This window comes from Sphingobacterium micropteri (assembly GCF_014692515.1).
In the GTDB taxonomy this organism is placed as follows: Bacteria; Bacteroidota; Bacteroidia; order Sphingobacteriales; family Sphingobacteriaceae; genus Sphingobacterium; species Sphingobacterium micropteri.
On sequence record NZ_JACOIK010000001.1, the window covers coordinates 295,858 to 319,303 of the forward strand.

General features: G+C 40.8%; 20 protein-coding genes. 10 read left to right on the forward strand and 10 right to left on the reverse strand.

Going from position 1 to position 23,446, the window contains the following annotated elements; genetic code table 11:
• Positions 1 to 11 precede the first annotated feature (11 nt).
• Complete coding sequence (glgX, locus tag H8B06_RS01225; RefSeq protein WP_190992452.1) at positions 12 to 2,129, reverse strand: glycogen debranching protein GlgX; 2,118 nt, start codon at positions 2,127 to 2,129, stop codon at positions 12 to 14.
• Positions 2,130 to 2,235: 106 nt separating this feature from the next.
• A complete protein-coding gene (gene treY, locus H8B06_RS01230; protein ID WP_190992453.1) occupies positions 2,236 to 6,273 on the reverse strand; it encodes a malto-oligosyltrehalose synthase in 4,038 nt (1,345 codons plus the stop codon).
• A 283-nt stretch (positions 6,274 to 6,556) separates the two neighbouring features.
• On the opposite strand from treY, the gene H8B06_RS01235 reads away from it, so the two are divergent.
• From H8B06_RS01235 to H8B06_RS01245, 3 genes are read left to right on the forward strand one after another with little or no spacing between them, the layout of a single operon-like run.
• Positions 6,557 to 7,036: an adenylyltransferase/cytidyltransferase family protein gene (locus tag H8B06_RS01235; RefSeq protein WP_190992454.1), complete on the forward strand. Its 480-nt coding sequence runs from the start codon at positions 6,557 to 6,559 to the stop codon at positions 7,034 to 7,036.
• A gap of 41 nt (positions 7,037 to 7,077) precedes the next feature.
• Positions 7,078 to 7,515 carry an adenylyltransferase/cytidyltransferase family protein gene (locus tag H8B06_RS01240; protein ID WP_190992455.1) on the forward strand — a complete coding sequence of 146 codons (438 nt, stop codon included), beginning with the start codon at positions 7,078 to 7,080 and terminating at the stop codon, positions 7,513 to 7,515.
• Between the two features lie 27 nt (positions 7,516 to 7,542).
• The gene (locus tag H8B06_RS01245; RefSeq protein ID WP_190992456.1) at positions 7,543 to 7,977 is read left to right on the forward strand and encodes a hypothetical protein; all 435 of its coding nucleotides are present in this window, start codon (positions 7,543 to 7,545) and stop codon (positions 7,975 to 7,977) included.
• A gap of 80 nt (positions 7,978 to 8,057) precedes the next feature.
• On the opposite strand, the gene idi is transcribed toward H8B06_RS01245, so the two are convergent.
• The 8 genes from idi to H8B06_RS01285 all read right to left on the reverse strand — a co-directional run bounded on the left by idi (position 8,058) and on the right by H8B06_RS01285 (position 14,686).
• Positions 8,058 to 8,585, reverse strand: coding sequence for an isopentenyl-diphosphate Delta-isomerase (idi, locus tag H8B06_RS01250; protein WP_190992457.1), 528 nt, complete (start codon positions 8,583 to 8,585; stop codon positions 8,058 to 8,060).
• Positions 8,586 to 8,614: 29 nt separating this feature from the next.
• A complete protein-coding gene (locus tag H8B06_RS01255) occupies positions 8,615 to 9,916 on the reverse strand; it encodes a cryptochrome/photolyase family protein (RefSeq protein ID WP_190992458.1) in 1,302 nt (433 codons plus the stop codon).
• Positions 9,900 to 10,604, reverse strand: a complete 705-nt coding sequence (locus H8B06_RS01260; protein WP_148921133.1) for a lycopene cyclase domain-containing protein — start codon at positions 10,602 to 10,604, stop codon at positions 9,900 to 9,902. The genes H8B06_RS01255 and H8B06_RS01260 overlap by 17 nt, the downstream gene beginning before the upstream one ends.
• The gene (locus H8B06_RS01265; protein WP_223857404.1) at positions 10,604 to 11,059 is read right to left on the reverse strand and encodes a sterol desaturase family protein; all 456 of its coding nucleotides are present in this window, start codon (positions 11,057 to 11,059) and stop codon (positions 10,604 to 10,606) included. The genes H8B06_RS01260 and H8B06_RS01265 overlap by 1 nt, the downstream gene beginning before the upstream one ends.
• Positions 11,056 to 11,892, reverse strand: a complete 837-nt coding sequence (locus H8B06_RS01270; protein ID WP_190992459.1) for a phytoene/squalene synthase family protein — start codon at positions 11,890 to 11,892, stop codon at positions 11,056 to 11,058. The genes H8B06_RS01265 and H8B06_RS01270 overlap by 4 nt, the downstream gene beginning before the upstream one ends.
• Complete coding sequence (locus H8B06_RS01275; RefSeq protein WP_190992460.1) at positions 11,876 to 13,369, reverse strand: phytoene desaturase family protein; 1,494 nt, start codon at positions 13,367 to 13,369, stop codon at positions 11,876 to 11,878. The genes H8B06_RS01270 and H8B06_RS01275 overlap by 17 nt, the downstream gene beginning before the upstream one ends.
• Complete coding sequence (locus H8B06_RS01280) at positions 13,362 to 14,039, reverse strand: MarR family winged helix-turn-helix transcriptional regulator (RefSeq protein ID WP_190992461.1); 678 nt, start codon at positions 14,037 to 14,039, stop codon at positions 13,362 to 13,364. Before H8B06_RS01280 ends, H8B06_RS01275 begins: the two co-directional genes overlap by 8 nt.
• A 173-nt stretch (positions 14,040 to 14,212) precedes the next feature.
• Positions 14,213 to 14,686 (reverse strand): hypothetical protein, encoded by a 474-nt coding sequence (locus H8B06_RS01285; RefSeq protein ID WP_190992462.1) that lies wholly within the window; start codon positions 14,684 to 14,686, stop codon positions 14,213 to 14,215.
• A 130-nt stretch (positions 14,687 to 14,816) separates the two neighbouring features.
• Between H8B06_RS01285 and H8B06_RS01290 the strand changes: the two genes are divergently transcribed.
• From H8B06_RS01290 to H8B06_RS01320, 7 genes are all read left to right on the forward strand, one after another.
• The gene (locus H8B06_RS01290) at positions 14,817 to 15,422 is read left to right on the forward strand and encodes a hypothetical protein (RefSeq protein WP_190992463.1); all 606 of its coding nucleotides are present in this window, start codon (positions 14,817 to 14,819) and stop codon (positions 15,420 to 15,422) included.
• Positions 15,423 to 15,471: 49 nt separating this feature from the next.
• The gene (locus H8B06_RS01295) at positions 15,472 to 17,502 is read left to right on the forward strand and encodes a tetratricopeptide repeat-containing sensor histidine kinase (RefSeq protein ID WP_190992464.1); all 2,031 of its coding nucleotides are present in this window, start codon (positions 15,472 to 15,474) and stop codon (positions 17,500 to 17,502) included.
• Positions 17,495 to 18,115, forward strand: coding sequence for a response regulator transcription factor (locus H8B06_RS01300; RefSeq protein ID WP_190992465.1), 621 nt, complete (start codon positions 17,495 to 17,497; stop codon positions 18,113 to 18,115). Before H8B06_RS01295 ends, H8B06_RS01300 begins: the two co-directional genes overlap by 8 nt.
• Before the next feature lie 80 nt (positions 18,116 to 18,195).
• Entirely contained in the window at positions 18,196 to 18,759 is a 564-nt protein-coding gene (locus tag H8B06_RS01305; protein WP_190992466.1) for an RNA polymerase sigma-70 factor, read from the forward strand.
• A 63-nt stretch (positions 18,760 to 18,822) separates the two neighbouring features.
• A complete protein-coding gene (locus tag H8B06_RS01310; RefSeq protein ID WP_190992467.1) occupies positions 18,823 to 19,785 on the forward strand; it encodes a FecR family protein in 963 nt (320 codons plus the stop codon).
• Positions 19,786 to 19,929: 144 nt separating this feature from the next.
• Entirely contained in the window at positions 19,930 to 22,329 is a 2,400-nt protein-coding gene (locus tag H8B06_RS01315) for a TonB-dependent receptor (RefSeq protein ID WP_190992468.1), read from the forward strand.
• A complete protein-coding gene (locus H8B06_RS01320) occupies positions 22,329 to 23,441 on the forward strand; it encodes a PepSY-associated TM helix domain-containing protein (RefSeq protein ID WP_190992469.1) in 1,113 nt (370 codons plus the stop codon). Before H8B06_RS01315 ends, H8B06_RS01320 begins: the two co-directional genes overlap by 1 nt.
• Positions 23,442 to 23,446 lie beyond the last annotated feature (5 nt).

Consider the following 23,446-nt stretch of genomic DNA (forward strand, 5'->3'; position numbering starts at 1 on the left):
TAGTAGAAAAATTAGGTCGACATAAGAACAATGGTGGAACGCCCAGGTACGTTGATAGACGAATCAGACGCATAGGTGTCATGCGTATCAATAGTGTCCAGATTGGTATCTATAACTATGGTCCATTCTTTACCATATTTTGCACCCGGTAGTTTATAGCTGATATCTTCCCAGTACGCGTTGAACATGATATAAAAACTATTGTCTACGATTTTACTTCCATCATCGCTCAATGAACGGATACCATTGCCATTTAGATAAACAGCTAAGGATCGGGCAAAATCATTTTGCCAATGCGATTCTTCCATTTCCCAACCTTTAGGATCAAACCATGCTATATCTTCTAAACCAATACCTTTTATGGGGATACCTTGAAACCATTTTCGCCGGCAGAATGTCGGATGCTCTTTCCGGAAAGCGATCAATTGTTGGCAAAATGTCAACAGGTGTTCATCTTGGCCCACCCAATCGAGCCACGATATGTCGTTGTCCTGACAATACGCATTGTTATTTCCTTGCTGGGTGCGTCCGAACTCATCTCCGGCAACGAGCATAGGGACACCTTGTGAAAGGAATAATGTAGTCAATAGATTTCTTTTCTGCTTAGCCCGCAGTTTATTGATTTCTTCATCTTCTGTTGGTCCTTCCGCGCCACAGTTCCACGAACGGTTGTGGCTGTCACCATCGTTGTTGTCCTCGCCGTTCGCCTCATTATGCTTCTCGTTATACGAAACAAGATCGTGTAAGGTGAACCCGTCATGTGCCGTAATGAAGTTAATGCTGGCAGTCGGTCTGCGATAATCTCCCTGATAAAGATCTGATGATCCTGTTAATCTATCGGCGAATTCACCAAGCATGCTATCAGCTCCTGTCCAATAATCGCGCATACAATCACGGTATTTGCCATTCCATTCCGCCCAACCGGGAGGGAATTCGCCCACTTGGTAGCCTCCTTCTCCGATATCCCAAGGTTCCGCAATGAGTTTTACCTGCGAAATAACAGGATCCTGATGGATGACATCGAAGAATGAACTCAGTTTATTTACTTCGTACAGTTCGCGGGCGAGGGCAGAAGCAAGGTCAAATCGAAACCCATCAATATGCATCTCTTGTATCCAGTAGCGCAAGCTATCCATGATTAATCGAAGAACATTCGGCAGGCGCGCGTTAAGTGTATTTCCCGTACCCGTAAAGTCCATATAGTAGCGTGGATCTTCGGTCAGTCGATAATAGGAGGCATTGTCAATGCCCCGGAAGGAAAGCGTCGGTCCCATCTCGCTTCCCTCGCCCGTATGGTTATATACGACATCTAATATAACTTCTATGCCCGCGCGATGGAGTTCCTTCACCATATTTTTGAATTCTATGACCTGTTCACCTTGGCTACCGATAGACCCGTACCGAATATCCGGGGCAAAGAATCCAATCGTATTATAACCCCAATAGTTTGTTAGGCCTTTTTCTTCGAGATGTCGGTCTGTAATAAAATGATGTATAGGCAAAAGTTCTATTGCTGTTATACCGAGCGATTGTAAATAAGAAATAGTTACGGGATGTGCCAGTGCAGAATAAGTACCCCTTATCTCTTCCGGTATTTCTGGATGCTGTGCCGTAAACCCTTTAACATGGACTTCATAGATAATACTACGGTGCATAGGGATGCGAAGAGGTTTATCCCCTTCCCAGTTAAAAGATCCGTCTATCACAACACCCTTCGGGATATAGGGTGCGCTATCTTTTTCGCTAAAACTTAAATCAGCATCCGGGTGACCTACTTCATAACCAAATAATGCGTCGTCCCAACGTAATGTGCCAGCTATAGCTTTGGCATACGGGTCGATAAGAAGCTTATTTGGATTGAAACGATGTCCTTGTGTAGGTTCGTATGGACCATATACTCGATAGCCATATAACTGTCCGGGACCTATATCGGGGATATAGATGTGCCACACCTGATGTGTCCGTTCTTTGATCTTGATTTTCAAAGACTCCTTTTCATCGGTTTCGTTTTCGAAAAGACAGAGTTCCACGGCTTCTGCATTTTCAGCGTAAATAGCAAAATTTACGCCGTTGCCATCAAAGGTAGCTCCTAAAGGGTAGGAGGATCCTACAAGTGCTTTTATATTCATTTTATATATATTACATCTAATTAAATTTTTCTTAAGGGTAATGAAATATCAGATTGTTATTGATCCCCTTGTGTGGTTTGAATAAATTATGATTGCTGCTTATTCGTTATATCCGGTCGTATAATTCCATATAGTGACGCAATTTGGTTTTGATGCTATCGTCGAAAGCAGCTTGTGGGGCTACCCAGCTCCAATTTCCGGTGCTATTCGCTGGATTATTCATGCGATGCATTCCCGGAAGGGATAAGAGATCTTGCAACGGTACAATGATGGTGTCTGCTATTGAAGCGTATGCTGTTTTCAACATAATATCTGCGATATTCGTTTTATCGGCCGTGACCGATGTATAATGGGAGAGACGCTCTTTAGCGGCATCATCCAATTCTTCGTTGAACCAGCCCACGACCGTATTGTTATCGTGTGTACCTGTATAGGCGAAGAAATTTCGGTCGTAATGGTGAGGGATATGTGGGGATGATGCCATATTATCACCGAATGCAAATTGAAGAACTTTAGTTCCGGGTAATTGGAAAGTGTCCCGCAATTCGTACACCTCCTCGTCAATGTCGCCCAGATCTTCAACAACGAAAGGCAGTTTGCCCAATGTAGATTTTATCGTATTGAAAAAATCTTTTCCCGGACCAGGCTTCCATTGACCATTTTTCGCTGTCTCGTTTGGAGCAGGAACTTCCCAATAGGCCGCGAATGCTCTGAAATGGTCAAGCCGAATCTTGTCAAAAAGCTTGCTATTATGCGTTAGTCTTGCTATCCACCACGCATAGTCGTCCTGTTTGATTGCTTGCCAGTCGTATACGGGCATTCCCCAAAGTTGACCGTCCGCATTGAAATAATCTGGTGGTACGCCAGCGATAGATCGAAGTTTTCCGTCCGTTTCCAGCGAAAATAAATGTGGGTGTGCCCAAACATCCGCAGAGTCGTGCCCCACGTAGATGGGCACGTCTCCTAATATGTGTACGCCGAGTTCCCCGCAATGGGTTTTCAATTTTTTCCATTGACGGAAGAAAATATACTGTGTCCATTTTTCTTCGCAAAGTTGCGAGCGATGTGCAGCCTCAAATTCAGCAAGCGCCTGCGGATTATGCGACTTATACGGTTCTGGCCATGTATACCATGGCGTATCCGAATAAGTGTTATGTAAACTAGCAAACAATGCGTAATCATCCAGCCAATACGCTTCTTCCTCACAAAAAGTTTTGAAATTAGGATCGTTGGCAAGATCTGCCCGTTCGAATGCCATGTGTAGCCATTCTTTTTTTACGGATTCAACTCTTGCAAAATCAATTTGTGTACAGACATCAATGGTCGTCGTTTCTAGTTCTTTTTGCGTCAACAGGCCTTCGTCGACTAATGCTTCTAGGCTTATTAACAGCGGATTGCCGGCCATCGCGCTGCGGGTACTGTAAGGAGAATGACATTGTTCATTAGCGGTCGGCCCTAACGGTAATATTTGCCACCAGCGCTGTCCGCTGGATTGGAGAAACCTGGCAAAATCATACGCTCCTGGACCGAGATCGCCAATCCCAAAACGAGAAGGTAAAGAGCTAATGTGCAGTAATACGCCCGCGCTTCTAGGATTTGGTGGTTCACTATAATGAACAACGGCAAGCGGAAAATCCTGAAAAACAGATGATAGTTTTAATGCTGTTCCCTCTCCTGTAATAGCGCATAATAGGTGCCGCCAGTGAACCGGCAGCCTATTTGGCAAAATAACGGTTGTATCCTTCCAATCCACACGTTGCACTACACCGTTTTGTATTTCTGCGATGGCGGCAAGATGGAGGGGTACTATAACGATTAACCAATCTCGTTGATGTTTACGGGCGTAAGCCAATATATGCTCACTATATTTTCCTTTCACCTCTAAAGGGATATATTCCCCTTCTGCAAATAATAGGCGATACTGTTGACGAAGATGGAGCAAGGTATTCAGCAGCCAAAGCTTGATTTTTCCATTATATCGTTCTTGCCAGAGTGCAGGAAGGATACTATTATTATCTAATTCGTCGATTTCACGTAAATATTGTTGCCGTATAGTATAGTCAACTTGACGTCTGTTATCGGGATCCACAAAACTTAAATCCCATAGTTCTGTTCCCTGATAGGTGTCCGGTACGCCCGGACAGGTGAATTTTAATAGGAGCTGAGCCAACGCATTTAGGATACCAAAATCTGCCATGCGTTTTAAGTAAGCATGGAAAACGGGGAAGAAAGGTCCTTGCTTAGCTAATAGAAATTGGGCAAAACGTTGAACACACTGTTCGTAGGATTCATTTGGTGCTGCCCAATCGGAATGTTCTTTCCCTTCTCGTAAGTACTTTGTTACGTAATTTAAAAACCGATCCTCAAAGTCATCGTCCGGACAATCAGGCATCGGATAGGAGCCGAACATCGACTGATAGATCGCATAAATATCATTGGGATGCGGTAAATCTTCTTCATAGTGGTCTTTTATAATTTTTTGCCAGATTTCAACTTGTTCAATCCAAGCTTCCGGCCAAGCAGTCAATACTTGGAGGCGGGCCCTTACATCTTCCCCACGTTTTGTATCGTGTGTAGCCGTGGCATTTAGTGCAGAAGGCCAAAGCGCTTGCCGTTTCTGCATAGCGCTATGAAAAGCAGAAACGCTGATACCAAAGTTTGCTGGATGATCACCGACTTCGTTATGGCCAACGAACCGATTGTATGTATACATGAGCGTATCTTCGATGCCCTTTGCCATGACGGGCCCCGTGAATTGCATACAGCGTTGAAAGAAGATTATTGCGCTTTTCCGGTAGGGGAGATCCGACTCGCGCTGTGCCCGCTTTATAACGTCCCGCAATTTTAACGTTCCTCGAATAGTATCAGCCTCTTTCAGTAATATGGTGTCGAAAACAGCCATTATCGCGTTATAAGCCTCTGCTGAGAAGGGGAAGTTTTCTTCGTAAAGCCGATATACGGGAAAATATACCAAGAATGCCTGTATGGCGGATCGAAGTTCTTGTACACTAATAGGAGGCGTATGAAGATCAAGGTTTAAATCAAAAAATAATCGACATAGGTTGTCGACTTCGCCTTGCATGTGTTTGCATAAAATGGCCCTTTTCTTCTCGATTTGTTCTTCTTTTATCGAATGGCTTTGTCCGACGAATCCTTCGTAAAAATCGGTGAGAAGTCTTTCGCTTTTGCTATATGTACAAACGTTATTACACAGCGCCAGAAAATCATAACCTGTTGTGCCTTGGATGGGCCAATCTTGTGGGAGTTCTTCCTCTTGCTCTACTATCTTTTCAACAACGATATACGTGTTCGATCCGCACTTTTTCCGTAGATCTCTTGTATATTTTGCTGGATTATAAAGACCGTCTATGTGGTCAATACGAAAGCCATCTACAATTTTTTTAGCGTGGAGTTCTCCGATAAAGCGATGTACGTCGTTAAATACGGCATCATTTTGTACGTTCAAACACATCAATCCGTTGATGGTAAAGAAACGCCGATAATTTATACGCTGATCTGTTTCTGTCCAATGACAGAGCTGATAATGTTGTTTGGATAGGATATCCAATATTTTTTCTTTATTATCATTGATGTTATCCAAACATTGGTTTATTTCCTCGTAAGTGGAGGGTTTAACGGGAAGGCGATGATCGAAATAGGTAACATACAGCTGCTGCTTTTCAAGTATAATGTTAATTTCTCCCGATTGGACGGTTTCATGGAGATCCTTTCCCAGAATAGGAATCATTAGCTTTCCGTTCTCAAAGAATATACTATGATGTGTTGTGTCAAAATGGATGCTGTATGGGGACAGATCGCCATATTCTAGGACGTCCATAAGCCAACTATTTTTAGGATGAAAGGCCATGTGGTTTGGAACGATGTCTTGCAACCACTTTATATTACGGTCGGCTAGTTGCTCTTTAAGTTTTATCAGCTGATCTAGTGTTCCCAGTTCCGGGTTGATCTTGTTAAGATCCGTTCCATCGTATCCGTGCACACTACCAGGCACCGCTTGTAGGATAGGAGAAGCGTAAATGGTGTCAATACCGAGATTATGCAGATAATCTATAATCTGCTCAAAATGTTGAAAATCAAAGTCTTTATTAAACTGAATACGGTACGTGCCGCTTGGTATGTCCATTATAGTTTCGCTAAAATAAAGTTATCCTGAAATGAAGGAGATATTGTGATTTACTCCCACGTATATTGAACGTTGAAGAGATGGTTTAGTTTGGAGAAAAGTAAGCATTTAGTCATAAAATGATAAAAGAAAAAATTTTCAAAACGAGATTAACATAACTGTGTTCTCTATATACCTATGTGAAACAGCGATATACTAATCTTGCGATAATATTAGTTATATCGAGTTCTCATTAGCCAAAAAAAGAAATTGGATAGATAAAATTGAAACTAAATAATTTACCATGAAGATCGGAATAACTTTTTCTGCTTTTGATTTGTTGCATGCAGGTCATATTAAAATGCTGGAAGATGCTAAAGAACAATGTGACTTTCTCATCTGCGGCGTGCAGACGGATCCTACCTTAGACCGACCAGAAAAAAATAAACCCACGCAGACTGTTTTTGAACGCTATATGCAATTGCGAGGTTGCAAACATGTAGATATGATCATCCCGTATGCGACAGAACAAGATCTGGAAGATATACTACGTTCGTATAAAATTCATGTGCGGATTTTGGGGGACGAGTATAAGGACAAGAATTTCACGGGAAGGAAATACTGTGAAGAAAAAGGTATCCAACTTTACTTTAATCGTAGAGAGAACCGGTTCTCCAGTTCGTCTTTACGAAAAATCATTGCGAAGAAACAGCATGAGGAACCTGTTTCCATCGTTCATCTAAAAGAAAATATAGAGCTGCCGTTACAACGGCTAAATGCATAAGAGATACAGCGTAAAAGAATAATAGGTTTTAATAGTAAAAAATGAAAGTAGGAATTATTTTTGGTGAATTTGATCTTTTACATTTAGGTCATCTCGTCATGTTGGAAGAGGCTAAACGGTATTGTGACCATCTAATTGTTGGATTAAAAACGGATACCGCAGAACAGGATCGAAACAGTTCACATCCGGCGCAAACCGTTGTCGAGCGGTTCATTAAATTGGAGGGTTGCCGGTATGTAGACGAAATTATTCCTTATGGATCGGACGAAGAATTAATGGACATGTTGCAATCCCTACCTATTGATATTCGATTTGTAGAAGGGATGGTTTCGCATTTTCCGGGAAAAGATTATTGTCTGAAAGAAGGGGTTGAAATTCATTATACGAAGCGTAAACATCGTTTTACAAGTGATAGGCTACGAAAGGTGGTGACAGAGAAGGAACTTACAAAAGAGCAGCTGGTTAAAACGATCAACTAGAATCTTAGCAGAAAACAAGAGTAAAATATGAACAGGGTAACAGTAGGCATTGTAAGCAATAATAGGAGGTTGCGGGTCGCATATAGATTATTATTTGAACAGGAGACGGAGGGGTATGTGGAGGTTCTATGGGATGCCGTTTTGGGTGACGAGGTCAAATCGTGCCAAAAATATTACGGCCAGCCGGATGTGCTCGTGGTGGATTATGAAGGAATGTGTGATCAGGCTTCTTTCGACTTGGAAGAGCTAAACTATATCTTTCCTGGAAGCAAATTTTTATTTGTCTGCGACGATTCCAATGCAAGTCGGACTCGGGAATTGGGAAAGAATCTGCAACAATTTCTAATTTCAAAATATTGCTCTGTTCAGACTTTATTGTCCGCTATTTCCACTCTTATTTTGAAGACTTCTCCTCTTCTATTTCAACCCCAAAAAACAAGTTCATTTTCTATGAATAATTAGAGAATGCCTTCCGCAAATTCTTTCCAGAAACGGATATAACTCATGGTACCAATCTATTAAATTAAAGTTTCGAAATTACGTTATTGTTTATACTGTTTCAAATTAGGTATTACCCGGGGTAAGGCAATCTTAAACCATTGCGTATAAATTTCCGGATTTTGATTTATATCCACTAAAATTTCGTTCAGATCCACCCATTTATAATCTTGAACTTCATCTTTGTTGATCTTCGGTTCCTCATTGGAGTAACCGATACAAACGTAATCGTACTCATTTTCTATCAAATTGTTTTCAACTTCAACTTTATAAATAAACGAATGCGAAAACTCCAAATCACAATCCAATCCCATTTCATACGTTAAACGCTCCGCAGCACTTAATAGTACGTCCTCTTCCCATTGGGGGTGGGAACAACAAGTATTGGTCCAAAGTCCAGCGCCATGATATTTTTGGTTTGCCCTTTGCTGTAAAAGAAGTTCACCTTTATCATTAAATATAAATACCGAAAAGGCCCTATGAAGGTGACCTTGTTTGTGGGCTTCCAATTTTTCCATTTCACCAATCGCGACGTCGTTATCGTCTACTAATATTACTTTATTTCTTTCCATTTTTGCAGTTTAACATAGTTCTGAATAGTTCATTTTAACGCTTCTCCATATACGCGCAGCGCTCTGTCTCTTGCAAAGCTGTGTTCAACTATTGGTGGAGGGTAAGCATCGGTTCCGAACTCAGGCAACCATTTTTTTATATATTCTAAATTTTTATCGAATTTTTCTATCTGGGTAGTAGGATTAAATACCCGAAAATAAGGCGCGGCATCGCAACCTGATCCCGCTGCCCATTGCCAATTTCCATTATTCGCAGATCGATCGTAATCGTTAAGTTTTTCAGCAAAGTAGGCTTCGCCCCAACGCCAGTCTACAAGCAGATGCTTGCATAAAAAACTGGCAGCAACCATCCTTACACGATTATGCATATACCCCGTTTCGTTGAGTTGTCGCATACCTGCGTCCACCATCGGAAAGCCCGTTTTACCAGCACACCATTTTTCAAATTCCGTTTCGTCATTCCGCCATTTAATACGATCATATTGCTTTTTGAAAGACTCCTGCTCAACGGCTGGGAAATGATAAAGGATTTGCATAAAAAACTCCCTCCAGATCAGTTCGGACAGCCAGATTTGATTGTGCTTGATAGCAAAAGTTACACACTTTCGAATGCTTATGGTGCCAAATCGTAAAGCAATGCCTAGCTGTGTTGTTTTTTGCACAGCAGGATAATCCCGAAATTTGTCGTAATGATCAATGATGGCAGCTTCTAATGTAGGATTTTCAAAAACCATATCTGTCTTTTTAAAACCAATGTCATGTAAAGAAAGGATTTCTGAAAAAGATAGAGGATATAGATTTTCTAATTTTATGTTGTACGATTTGTAGTGTTCAGCCTTTAATTTTTCCCTCCACTTTTTAGCATAAGGCGTGTATATTGTATAAGGTGAGCTATCGTTTTTTACAATATCATTTTTGTCAAAAATCACCTGATCTTTGAATGCTTGAAAACGAATGTCACGTTCATTTAAAAAATTATATATTTCTGTATCGCGCCGGATGGCACTAGGTTCATAATCCCTATTGCAAAAAACGGTTTGGATCGCAAATTCATCGACCAGCATTTTAAAGATATCAAGCGGGGCTCCGTAAAAAGTTTTGAGGGCAGAACCCCGTGATTTTAAAAGCATATTGATGTGTGTAAGTACTTGATGGATATAATCTACCCGCCTATCATTTTTATTGGTCAATCTATCCAATATATTTTGATCGAAAATAAAAACAGGCAAAACAGGAAATTCTGAAGAAAGGGCCTGATATAGGCCTACGTTATCCGTTAAGCGTAAATCTCTACGAAACCAAAAAAGAGAAATTTTACTTTTTGCCACCATATTTTTTACGTTGAAATAGTTTGAAAAAATAGAGAACCAACAAAAACTGTGTGTAACCATAAACAGCATCTTCAATGGGAATGGTCAGGATTCTTATTCCTAAAAAATCAGTAGGGTTATAGTTTACGATTGGCGCATCTAGCCCTGTGCCAGTTAGGATACCATTAACCGGAAAAAAACCTAACAATAATACGGTGAATACCAACGATGCTTTGCCAATCCAATCCACTCGGGCAATAAGATGTAAATACACGAGTGTGGCTATGGCAGTGATTGCTGTTACAAGGGTGTATATTTTATCATCGTTCAATAAGGCTGTAACAGATAATATAATCACACTCACAAAGACAATGATGTTGTTAAAAGCACTAAACCACGTTAAATTGAAAAATTTATCCAAGCAGAAATAAGTGAAGATGCAGGAAAAAGGAATACAAATAAAAAATAGCCATTCTTCAATAGGTAATCCGGCTAATATAATTCCCAGCGTATAATTCGTATTGAACCACCAGACACCACGGGCTGTAAACCAGATATCCCAAGCGATATAAGGGATGGCGACAATCGTAACTGAAAGCAGAAAGGTGCCGAAGTGTTTGTGAAATTGAATTCTCCTGTCAAAAGATGCGATAAAGCAAACAATGATCGTGAAGAAGTTAATCAATAGATAAGTATAGGGCTGTAACATTATTTTTTGTTGAAGTACATTTTAAAATATTTGATAGGTACCCATAAAAATCCAAAACACTCGCCGTGTTCCTTTCCCGTGTGTTTGTGATGTTGCTTATGTGCTCTCCTGATAGATAGCAAATACGGATTCTTGGTATCTCTCAAAACTTTTATACGTTGGTGTATAAATATATCGTGTACAAAAAAATAAGCCGTACCGTATAATGTGATACCAACCCCCATGTAAAATAAATAATTGTATCCCGCCTCTGCTCCGAAGTACATCAGTGCAATAGCAGGCATGGCAAATATGACAAAGAACCAATCGTTCCGCTCTAACGAGCTATCGTGGTTATGGTCGTGATGGTCTTTATGTAAACGCCAAAGAAAACCGTGCATAATATATTTGTGAATAAGCCAGGTCGCGCCTTCCATCAATATAAAAACGAGGAGTATGATTATAAAATTCATCATAGGAAAGCCATTTTATAACGTAAATAGCTGGTGAGTGCAACGAATACTTTCTGCGTATTTGGAATTCTAATTCTGTTTGCCAAGATATCTTCAGATGATTTCTTTTTAATCTTGCAGAACAACGAGAGATAGTATTTGTAAGCTAAGTATACACCGAACATAGAGGAAGTAGGAAGTTTCTTAATACCAAGTAGGGCCTCCTTAAATTCCGTTTCAATTTCATTCTCGATTTGACTCTTTACGCCGTTATCAAATGCACACATATCGATACCCGGAAAATAAGTGCGTCCCAATGTCTGGTAATCGTCTTTCAGATCCCTTAAAAAATTCACTTTCTGAAATGCTGAACCCAACTTCATAGCATAGGGTTTCAACTCTTCGTATTGCTTTTTATCACCTTCGATAAACACCTGCAGGCACATCAAGCCCACCACCTCGGCAGATCCGTAGATATAATCCTTGTACAGTTCCGAGTTGTAATCCATCTTTTGTAGATCCATTTCCATGCTGTGAAGAAACTGCTTGATGAGCGTTTTATCAATGTGGTATTTATTAACCACTTCCTGGAATGATTGTAAAATAGGGTTTAATGCAATCCCTTCTGCTAACGCAATATCCGTTTCTATTTTGAGCCTATCAAGTAACTTTTTTTTGTCATAACCATGAAAACTGTCCACAATCTCATCTGCCAATCTTACGTATCCATAAATAGCATAAACAGCTCGGCGTATCGTAGGGCTCAGGGCTAAGATGCCTAACGAAAAACTGGTGCTGTATTTTTCAGTCGTTTTTTTACTTACTTCGTAAGCTAACTCATCAAATAATCTTTTCATAGCTTTCTATTTTTAGGTGTTGGATTTCGTTGGCCGCTATTTTTCCCGAAATAATAGAAGGTGGTACTCCTGGACCGGGAACGGTCAATTGACCCGTATAAAATAAGTTGCTTATTTTTTTATTTTTAATCTTGGGCTTCCATACGGCTGTCTGTGTTAAGGTATTGGCAAGACCATAGGCATTACCACCATAAGCGTTATAATCGGATATAAAATCACTAATGCAATAACTTCTCTTATATTCAATTTTCGAAAATAAATCGGTTGTGCCTGTATGGCGTTCCACTCTTAAGAGCATTTCTTTCAAGTATCTTTCCCGTGTTTCTTCTCCATCTTCGATTCCGATAGCCAAAGGCATGAGTAGAAACAGATTTTCGCTGTTCTGCGGAGCAACATTTGCGTCTGTTTTTGAAGGACAACAAGCATAAAACAACGATTTTTCCGGCCATTTTTTTTCGTTATAGATGCAATCGATATGCTCGTCCAGATCATGTTCAAAAAACAGGGTATGGTGTTTTAGATTTGGGATGGGTTCCTTGATCCCTAAATAATAGAGCAGACAGGATGGAGCAAAAGTACGCCGCTGCCAATATTTTTCATCATAGTTCCTGCGTTCTTCGGGCAAAAGAGTCTCTGTATGGTGATAATCGGAAGAAGCAATAACCGCGTCAAATTCGTGATATGCTCCATTAATAGTGAGTGACGTTATTTTGCCATTTGCCACATTTATTTTTTCGACCGTGTGATTGAAATGAAAAACCGCTCCCTGATTCTCTGACACTTTTTGCATAGCTAATACCAATTGATAAAAACCACCCATAGGGTAGTGTGTCCCTAAGGCGTATCCTCCATAATTCATTAAGCTATATAACGCCGGAATATGTTTAGGAGAAGCACCCAGAAATATCACGGGAAACTCCATTAAAGCCCGTAATTTTTTATCGGTAAAATATTTAGCAACATACGTCCTAAAATTTGTTAGTAAATCAAGTTTGAAAACACTTTTGGCAATTTTTGGAGAGGCAAATTCTAACCAGTTGTGGCAAGGCTTATTAACGAAATCCTGCATACCGACTTCATACTTAAATTTTGCAGACCGCATGAATCTCTCCAATTGACGATCTGCTCCAACCTCTATCCGTCCAAACAAGTCTTTTAAGTCTTCGTACCGCTCCGGTATAGAAATTTTATCGTCAGCAAAAATCATCTCAAACTGTGGATTTAAAGAGATCAATTCAAAGAAATCAGCTGTTTTGCACCCAAAATCAGTAAAGAAATTTTCCATAATGTCTGGCATCCAATACCAACTTGGTCCCATATCAAAAACGTAACCCTGTTCTGTGGAAAATTGTCTTGCCCTACCTCCCGGTTGAGCATGCTGCTCAAAGACGTGCACCTCGTTTCCTGCTTTTGCAGCATACGCAGCAGCAGAGATTCCGGAAAAACCAGACCCGATGATCGCTATTTTTTTACTCATCTTTTACCTGTTTATCCGATAAATATGTTCTCGTTACGCTATCCAGCAATTCCGAGTTTTCGATATTTCGTAGAAATATAGGTTTGTGAAAATGATCCAGTTTATGTAATAACCTTATCAATTCCATTTTCTCTACATGATCCAGGTTTCCCGTTACAATCTTGGTAGCCTGCCGGATTTTATCTATCTGCTTTTCCAATGCGTTTATGCCAGAAGCTGAAATAGTGATTATTTTACTTCTTTTATCCGTTTCCGAATCTTTTTGTATTATCCAACCTTGCGCGATAAGCCTATTGATAATTTGCATACCGGTAGGCTTATCTTGAATGTTTTTTTTGATAAGTTCCATCTTCGTCATAGCACCAAAAGCTTTCAGATTGATGAGGTAAATAAACTCCTCTTGTGTAGAAAATTCGGAATTATGCATGGCAGATTTGGAATAGGTTTTTGCATACCTATTCATGTGTACAATCAGGGTATTGATAACACTCTCCGGACTGCGACCGTTTTCTTTACCTTCCCAATCAGGCTCATATATGATGTTCTCCTGTAGGCGCATTTCATCATATATCCAATGTTTGAAGCCTGATATATCCGTTGTATAGTTTTTATTTTCCATCTCAAACTTTTCCATTAGGTTTATAATGTCCTTTAGAAGCGTGTAGTTCATTTATTAGTATATTTTAATACTTTAATTCCAGTTATTAGAACGTAAATATACATTATTAGTTTTAATAAAGAACTTTTTTATACTATTTTTTTGTAGGAAAAAAAATAGCCCGATGTGGGCTAAAGATGTATAATGGAAAAATAGGATTTTCCGCAAGGTAAAATGGTTAATTGTTAATCGTCGCAACCCAAGGGTGTGTACAGCAACGTATAATCTGCACGCTCGTCAGTTTCCTGTACACCGGTACTGGTATTAACCTTTAGTGGTTTTTGAGCCAATTGATCGGGTGCGAACTTGAACGCTACCGCCATAGAATCATTCATCCCTTCTTGCATATAACGCCATACCGCCGTGATCTCATCTCCGGTAATAGTCCCTACTAACACGCCTTTGCGGCGGTCTTTTTCTTTTGGTATCCAATTCATCTCGCCTTCGACCTTATCAGCATTTATAATTAGCTTTACGGTGGTTGTATCCTGTTGGTCAGCACCTTCGGTTCGGATAAAACAGTAGGATTTTTGCACCGTTCCGTTGTGTACCGTTGCATTGACGGTATCGTCATCAATCCATTCTGACTCCTCGTTGTTGCTATTTCCGCTACCCGTGCATGAAGCTAACGCGATAGCAAATATTAAGAGATATTTCATCAATATATAGATTTTGTTTTATAATACTTTACAATAGTAGTGCCGCAATTTAAAAACCCTTGTTTTCGTGGATTGAATGCGTTCGAATTCCATAGTAACTTTGAAGTAGAGATTTAAAGGTTTAGAAAAGATGAAAAAAATAATGTTGTTTATGGTATCTATTCTACTTTTAGGATGTACCAAAGAAGATAATCCAGCTCGGGAAAACGAAGATTTTAATAGCCTCTATGGTGGCATACCCTATAAAGGAACGGTTCAAGGACGTATTTCGTTGGATGAAGGCAATGCACTTGATCTCTCCGGAGACGGGAGTATTGCCCTTATCGAAGCAACAAGTGATTCTGTTTCTATCGTTTTTCTGTCGGATATCGACGACTTGGGTGAGATCAATATCAAGATACGCGGAGAATTCAATAGCAAATCCTTCCATATGGGAAAAGAAAGTTCCGGTATCTATTTTAGGGTTGTTGATCAGATTATAAATGGAAAATTCACTTCCGAAACACAAGATATGGTGTTTGAAGGGAAATTGGAGAAGGAAAGTGGGCAAATGGAAATGGTGGCCATATTCAAAGAGGAAACCGAGAGCTTTCCCGAGGGAACAAGGTTAGAACTTAATTTTGATACCAGTCGTAAGATCACGGAAAATGACGACGATGGACCTGGCTGTCAGATGCGCATGGTTCCCATATGGGATCCTAACGGTATGACTATGGGTATGGTTCCCGATTGTTAGTTTGGGTATTTATCCGTAATTTCAAAAATAATCAGTGATTACATTTCACATGACGCAGAAACTCGGATTGCTTATTTTGTATTGGTTGTTTATAATAACATCTGGATTTAGTCAGTCGAAAGATGAACTAAAATACTACAACGATAGTGTGTACCGGCAACTTCAGCAAATACAAGACCACGAAACAAAGGCACAGGCTTTATTCGATCTGAGTTTTTTTTGGTCAGACTACGATACAACGAAGGCGTTTTCGTATATACGCGAAGCGGAGAATGTGTTAGGAGGAATCGGTAATTCCACGTATTATCGGGGATTGAAAAGCTTTTACCGTGCCGCAGTCTATTTTGAGACCGATCCTGCCAAAGCCAAACAAAAATACATGGAGGCAGAAAGCAGTTTGAAAGATGTTGGTGCAGAAAAACGTCTGGAGGCGTCACGTTACCGTGCAAGGTTATGGGGGAGCTATGGTGCTTTATCGCAACGTGAAGGTAAAGCACACGAATATGTAGAAATTCTAATAGAAAAAGTCATTCCCTTAGCCAAGAGTATCGGAGATTCATCCTTATTAGGGAATAATTATCAGAATGTCGCCATGAATTTAATGAATTTAGGCGATTATGAGAAAGCAGATGAGTATTATAACAAAGCGCTGCAGTTACTTAAAGGGAAGAATGAGGCCTTAGAGGAGCGTTTTACACTATTTATCAATGCAGCACGCAATGCTTTGCTGCACAAAAATTATCGTAAGTCGGGTGAATTTATAGACAGTGCAGCGGTTTTGGCTGTTCAGATTCCGAATTCATCCTATATTCCTATGTATCATGCTGTTTCGGGAAGTCATTGGGCGGCAGTCAAAAATTATAAAAAAGCAGATGCACATTTTGAAAATGGCCTCTCCGCAGCAAAGACGCGGAACAATGAGGATATGGTAGCCACCCTACTTTTTGATCAATTTACGGCCTATCAGATGAACAACCAATATGCCGCAGCAAGGGAAAAATTATTAGAAGTATTGCCTTATGTACAGCAGCAATCTTCTTTGCGAAACAAGCAGATGGTATATTACAATCTCGCTAATACCGTAGCGAAATTAAACCAATACCAAGAGGCTGTGAAATGGTACGAAGCATATAAAAATGTATCAGATACCCTTTTTTCTGATCAAAATCAAGCCCACATAGAGGAATTAGAAAAAAAATACGAGACAGCAGAAAAGGAGAAAGCGTTTCTCCAGATAAAAACAGAAAATCAAAAACAGCAGCTTTCCCTGCAAAATACCCGGATGCTGGCCGGCGTTCTGTTGTTAACCAGTATTATATTGGCCGCAGTTAGTTATAGTTGGTATAATGCCTTGAAGAACAAAAAGAAATTAGCGGCACACAAAGAAATGCTGTTTCAGGAAGAACTTAAAAATCATCGACAGCAAGAAAAACTGAATTTGTATCATGCTATGCTGCAAGGACAGGAACGCGAACGTAGTCGAATAGCTAGAGATCTGCACGATGGCTTGGGTGGAATGTTGGCAAGTGTTAAATTGAAATTATCCGCAGTTGCCACCAATGTTGATAAACAAGAGATTAATAAGGAATCCCATATGGAATTATATACCATTATCAATCAATTAGACCATTCGGTCAATGAACTGCGTCGGGTAGCACGTAATATGATGCCCGAGTCTTTATTGTACATGGGGCTGGAAGCGGCTTTGAAGGATCTATGTAATGCCATGAGCAATACTGAACTAAAGGTAGATTTCCAGACGTCAAACTTGAATGACAATTATCCTCAACCTTTTCAAATCGCGGTGTATCGTATTGTGCAGGAACTATTAACCAATGCCGTAAAACACAGCGGAGCTTCGCAGGTTTGGGTGCAATGTAGTGAAGAAGATGGGAAGTTTTTCATTTCTGTGGAGGACAACGGCCGCGGATTTGATGCCAAGAATGATCTATTTGAAAAAGAAGGAATAGGAATTTCTAATATCCGCAACCGTGTAGAAATATTAAATGGGCAGTTTGATATCGATGCAACATTAGGTCGGGGAGCATCGTTTCATATTCAACTTGATATATATGGATAATGTTATCTCCGTCATCATTATTGACGACCATCCGTTGGTATTAAATGGGTTTGAGTTTATTTTAAATCGGAATGCCAATATCTTACTCAAAAAAACGTTTACCCGCGCGAAGGATGCGTTGGACTTTTTGGAGACCGAGCAGATAGATGTCGTGCTGATGGATATTAATATGCCCGATATGAATGGGATCGACGCGACTGAAATTATACGAAAGTCATACCCCGACACACGGATAATCGCCATTAGCAATCTAAACGAAGGAAGTATCGCTTCGCGCATGATGCAAGCTGGCGCGGCCGGCTACCTTCTTAAGAATGTATCTGCAGAAGAACTGATAGAAGCTATACAAGCCGTATATGAAGGAGAGCAGGTGTTGAGCAAAGAGATGAACGATGTATTGTCTGATAAACGGGATACTGTACCTAAAATCACAGAAAGAGAACGGGAAGTACTTGCTTTGATGGCCAAAGGATATACCACACCAAAGATTGGCGAACTCATGTTTATCAGTCCGCTGACGGTCGAAAGTCACCGACGGAATCTCTTGCAGAAGTTTCGTGTGAGCAATTCGGTATCGTTGATTCATAAAGCTACCGAGATGAAGTTTATTTAATTTTAAAAAGATCATATTGGTAGATGTTTATTATTTGGATTAGTTCTAAATAAAATGTAGGTTTGTCGTCGATTTATGTTATGGAGAATACGAACAACATAGACTGCGACAAAAGCAATATACTGAATGAATCTACTTTTAAGGCATTATACGATGCCCATTGGCTCCGGTTATTCCGTTATGCGCTTTCTCATACGAAAGATCAGGCAGTTGCCGAAGAAATTGTTCAACAGATTTTTGAAAGCCTTTGGAGTAGACGGTCTGCCCTCCAAATAGATCATTGCACCATATCAAATTTTCTGACGCGCGCAGTCAAACTTAAAATCTTTGATCACCACCGTCATCTTGCTATACAGAGGCAGGCACAACCTATCCTTCTGAAGACGGCAGAACAATCGGCCAATACGACCGAAGACACCTGTCAGTTCAATGAATTATCAACACAAGTCTCCATATTGGTCAGCCAATTACCAGAACGTTGTCGAGAGGTGTATCGTCTTAATATTGAGGAAGGGATGACTTATAAAGCAGTGGCATTGCGCATGGGGATATCGCCTCATACCGTTAAAGAACACTTGGCGCGAGCACGGCACTATATTCGGGAAAATTTGCAACGAAATTATAACGATCCCATACTTTTTTAATTTTTTATCCCCCCATCTGTGATCCTGAAACGAATACCTTATTAAAAGGATGATAAGCACAGGATGAAAGTAACACCGGCTCTATTACAAAAATTTCATCGGGGGCACTGTAGTCCAGACGAGGAAGAAGCGGTACGAAAATGGCTCGACGCCGACGATATTTCCGAAGATGCGCTAACTGAACCTACTGATCAAGAACTTCGCATCGGTGAGGAACTATGGCAGCGACTATATGCAAACCAGTTGGATAGCTCGACGGAAACTCCATACGATCTAGGTGTTGCTCCCAGGAAACGTAAACCACGTAAATGGCTGGTTTATTCCATGGGAGCGGCAGCTTCGCTCATGCTATGTGTGCTTCTTGTAATTTGGAATAATTGGCACGGTGTTGCCAACCAAAAAACAGTGATTGTCCCCTATGCGAATAAGGGAGAATTAATACTCCCTGACGGCACTGTTGTCTACCTCAATGCCGGGAGCAAGTTAGACTATCCGGAGCAGTTTAACCAGAAAGAAAGGATGGTGAAATTGAGTGGAGAGGCTTTTTTTGAGGTCGCCCGTGATACCCTACGTCCTTTTCGTATCGTTACGGATGGCACGGTGGTCGAAGTGTTAGGCACTGCATTTAATCTTACTGCTTATCCGGGGGAGCAACAGCGGTTAGAAGTTGTGCGTGGGGCGGTGCGCTTTAAATCGGCGTCCAGTGAAAAGCAGTTGGTGGTTAAAGCCGGCCAAAGTGCTTCCCGTGATGAGCACCGTGAGATACGATACGGTTCACCTGTGGAAACAAAATCGCCGCTATGGAGGGATGATGCTCTTATATTTAAGAATAGTACCTTGAAAGAGGTCGCTCATGTGTTGGAACGGCTATATGATGTGAAAATCATATTTAATAAACAAATGTTCGAAGAGTTACGCTTTACAGGAAAATTTGTGGCCGTACCGCTAAAAACAGTCCTTGAAGATATAAGTTATGTTCTAAAAATAAAATACAGTGCAGAAGATAAAGAAATACATTTTTACTAAAAAGATAATCAACAATGAACGATACGACTTAAGGAATACTTTAAAGATAAAAAAAGACCGAATGCCTGTCTGCAAACCCGACATTCGGCCCTTGGAAAATTACATCAATAGCATAGAAACTATCAATATAATATGTACAAAAATATGAAAAAGGTACCACTAAATCACTTGGGTACACAAAAAACAGGTCTCTTCTTACTCCATTTATTGCTCATCTTGATTTTGCCTAAATTATCTTTGGCGCAACAAGATCCGTTGGAAAGAACCATTACCATACATGCATCTGAAATTACGTTAGAGACGGCATTGGACCGTATCGCTAAATTGGCAAACTGTTCATTTTCCTACAATAATGCCGCTATAGAAACACAAAGGAAAGTAAGTCTGTCTTTCGAAAACAAAACTGTAAATAGCATTTTAGATCACATTGTTCCTTCCGCCACAGCCTCGTGGCGCTCACGTGGCAATCAAATTTCTATTCGATTTGTGACAGAAGATATTGCTGTTAACTCCATGAAAAATGAAGAGATTAGAGAGGTTTTAGTGACGGCCAGCCGCATGCCGGAGAGTATCGATGAGGTGCCGTCTTCGGTAACGATATTAGGTAAAGAACAGATTGAACAGCAGGTCAGCATTAACCCCTCAATCAGTGAAATTCTGGCATTTACCGTACCCGGCTTAGGCCCTTCAACCAATAAAGCAACAAACTCCGGGCAGACACTGCGCGGGCGCAGCGTATTGGTATTGATAGATGGCATACCGCAGTCGACTCCACTCATGAACGGAAACCGGGATATCCGTTCGCTCGATCCAGCCATTATCGAACGTGTGGAAGTTATCAAAGGAGCGACGTCTATTTACGGAAACGGTTCGGGAGGAGGTATCATAAACTATATTACTAGAAAGCCTGATGCGACTAAACGTATTGCCGGACAAACATTCGTAGGATTAAATGGCCATCCTGGTTCGCTAGATAATTCCATTGGATATAGACTGTCCCAGTCTTTCAGTGGTACGATTGATAGATTCTCTTATGTGGCGAGCGCTACCTATAATTATACTGGTTTGTTGAAAGACGCTGAGGGGAATATACTAGGGCAGGAAGACGGTCTGGGACAATCGTACGCGCTGAATACCTTCGCAAAGGCTACTTACCAATTTAATAACCACAGCGATCTTACCGTTGCTTATAGTTTTTTCAGAAGTCTGCAAAACAGTGATTACATTGTAGAACCCGGTGTTTATGGTGAACATCCGGCAATTGGGGTAAAAGGCGAAGATCCGGGAGATCCAGCAGGAACACCGCAAAACCATAACGTTTTTGCCACCTATAAACTTCGTAATCTCCCTTTCGGGAGTGAGCTGGATCTCACGGGTTATTTCCATCGATTTCTATCGACCAACCGTTATGTTGCCAGATCAAATGGATGGTACGGTCCTGGTCAGACACAAATCAGCTCCAAAAAGAAAGGTCTTCGTCTGAACTTACTCACGCCTTTTGGCAGTGGACGTATAAAGGGAACTGTCGCGTACGGGATGGATCTCTTGGGGGATGACACTTATCAGCCGCTATTGGATGGAAGAGTGTACATACCCCATATGGACATGACTAATATAGCGCCATATGCCCAGCTTAAAATTGATATGCTTGATCACCTGATATTCAAAGGAGGTATCCGTTATGAGAATGCGCGGGTAGATGTGAAAGATTACCAAACACTTCCTAAAGATGCAGATGGTGGTGGCGTAGTAGCTGTCAAAGGGGGGCAGATCAATTATAAAAGTGCGATGTTTAATGCAGGTTTACGCTATAATAAATACGAATATTTTAATCCGTTTGTAAGTTTTTCCCAAGCCTTTGGTCTTAACGAATTGGGACGTATACTACGATCTGCTGAAGTTGAAGATATGATAATGCTCCAAACCGACCCTATTATCACCAATAATTATGAAGCTGGTTTTAGCAGCCGTTTTTCGATCTTCAACTTAACGGCGGCCTATTACATCAGTACCTCTAAGCTGGGGGCTAACTTAGTCGCAAATGAAAGCGGTACAATGTTGCCTCAGCGTAATCCCGAGCGGGTACACGGCTATGAGTTGACACTTGATGCGCAGTTATTGAAAGTTTTTGGGATAGGTGCGACTTACGCGTATGTCGAGGGTAAGGCAGAAAAAGAAGACGGTACGAAAGAATATTTGGGATTCGCCCGTATTGCACCGCCAAAAGCTACTGCATACGCTCGATATAAAGCTACGGATAAGCTGGATCTTCAGTTGTTTTGGGTTTACACCGGAAATCGCGACCGTTTTGACCCAAAGGAAGACGGCGAGTATAGAACCGGACAGGGTCCCGTCAAGTCGGTTAATATTTTTAACCTGAGCAGTTCCTATCGGATGAACAATGCCATGCGAATCGGACTAGGCGTAGAAAATATCTTTAATAAAGCTTACTATCCGTTCTATAGCCAATATAGCGTAGACAATATTCGCTACACAATGGGCAACGGTGCCCGCGCAAATCTTAACTTTACGTATACATATTAATGCGCTTTCTAAAGAAGCTGAATGCATGGTTACATTTGTGGTTAGGCCTAATAACGGGCCTAATCACTTTTATCGTAAGTATAACAGGTTGTCTGTATGTATTCATTGACGAGATAAGGGAGATAGCCTACCGTGATCGGCTTTACGTTCAAGTGGCGGACGTACCATACCAGCCGCTATCGATATTAATGGAGCAAGCCCAATCTGCTGTACCCGCTATACACGAAATTGTGCGGGCGGATATACAGCCCGCACCCGGGCGCACTTGGACGTTCCGTGCCGGAACGAAGTATAGGGTCTACGTAAATCCCTACAATGCTGCGGTGGTATATGTCGAAGATCAAAACAAAGAATTTTTTCGCATTATGCTCGAACTGCATCGAAACCTGCTCTTGGGAAAGAAAATCGGACAGCCACTAGTCGCTTATTCGATCCTTATTTTTCTCTTACTTTGTTTGAGTGGACTCGTGCTCTGGTGGCCTAAAAAATGGAACCGAAAAAACTTGAAAAAATCTTTTACAGTCAAATGGAAAGCTTCTTTTAAAAGGTTGAATTACGACCTGCATAATGTTTGGGGATTTTATATGTTGATTCCGGGACTGGTATTAGCCATGACCGGCTTGGTTTATTCTTTTTCTTGGTTTGACCAAGCTTTCACGTATGGTTTTAGTGGTGGGCAGCATCGAACATCCTGGGAAATCCCTAAGTCGGCGCCAGATGAAAGTTCTGATCAACGTACCATGGACAGTGCGTTTATCCAGGTGTTACAACGTTATCCCGATGCGGATATGATATCCATGCGCGTTCGCGAAAAGAAAGATGCACCTTACGATTTTCAGATTCGCATGCAAAAAAGCAGAACCTATCATTTTGAGTGGTCGTACTATGACAAGCAAACAGCAAAACTACTCTATTCCTATGGCACAGATGACCTGAACACTGCTGATAAGATCCGTGCCATGAATTATGATTTGCATGTCGGTTCTTTTATGGGCTTAACGAGCAAAATTTTTGCTTTTCTATGTTCTATGGTTTGCGCCAGCCTTCCGTTGACCGGATTTTTAATCTGGTATAACAAAAAATGGGGAAAGAAGAAAAAGCGCTATTTTTAATATTC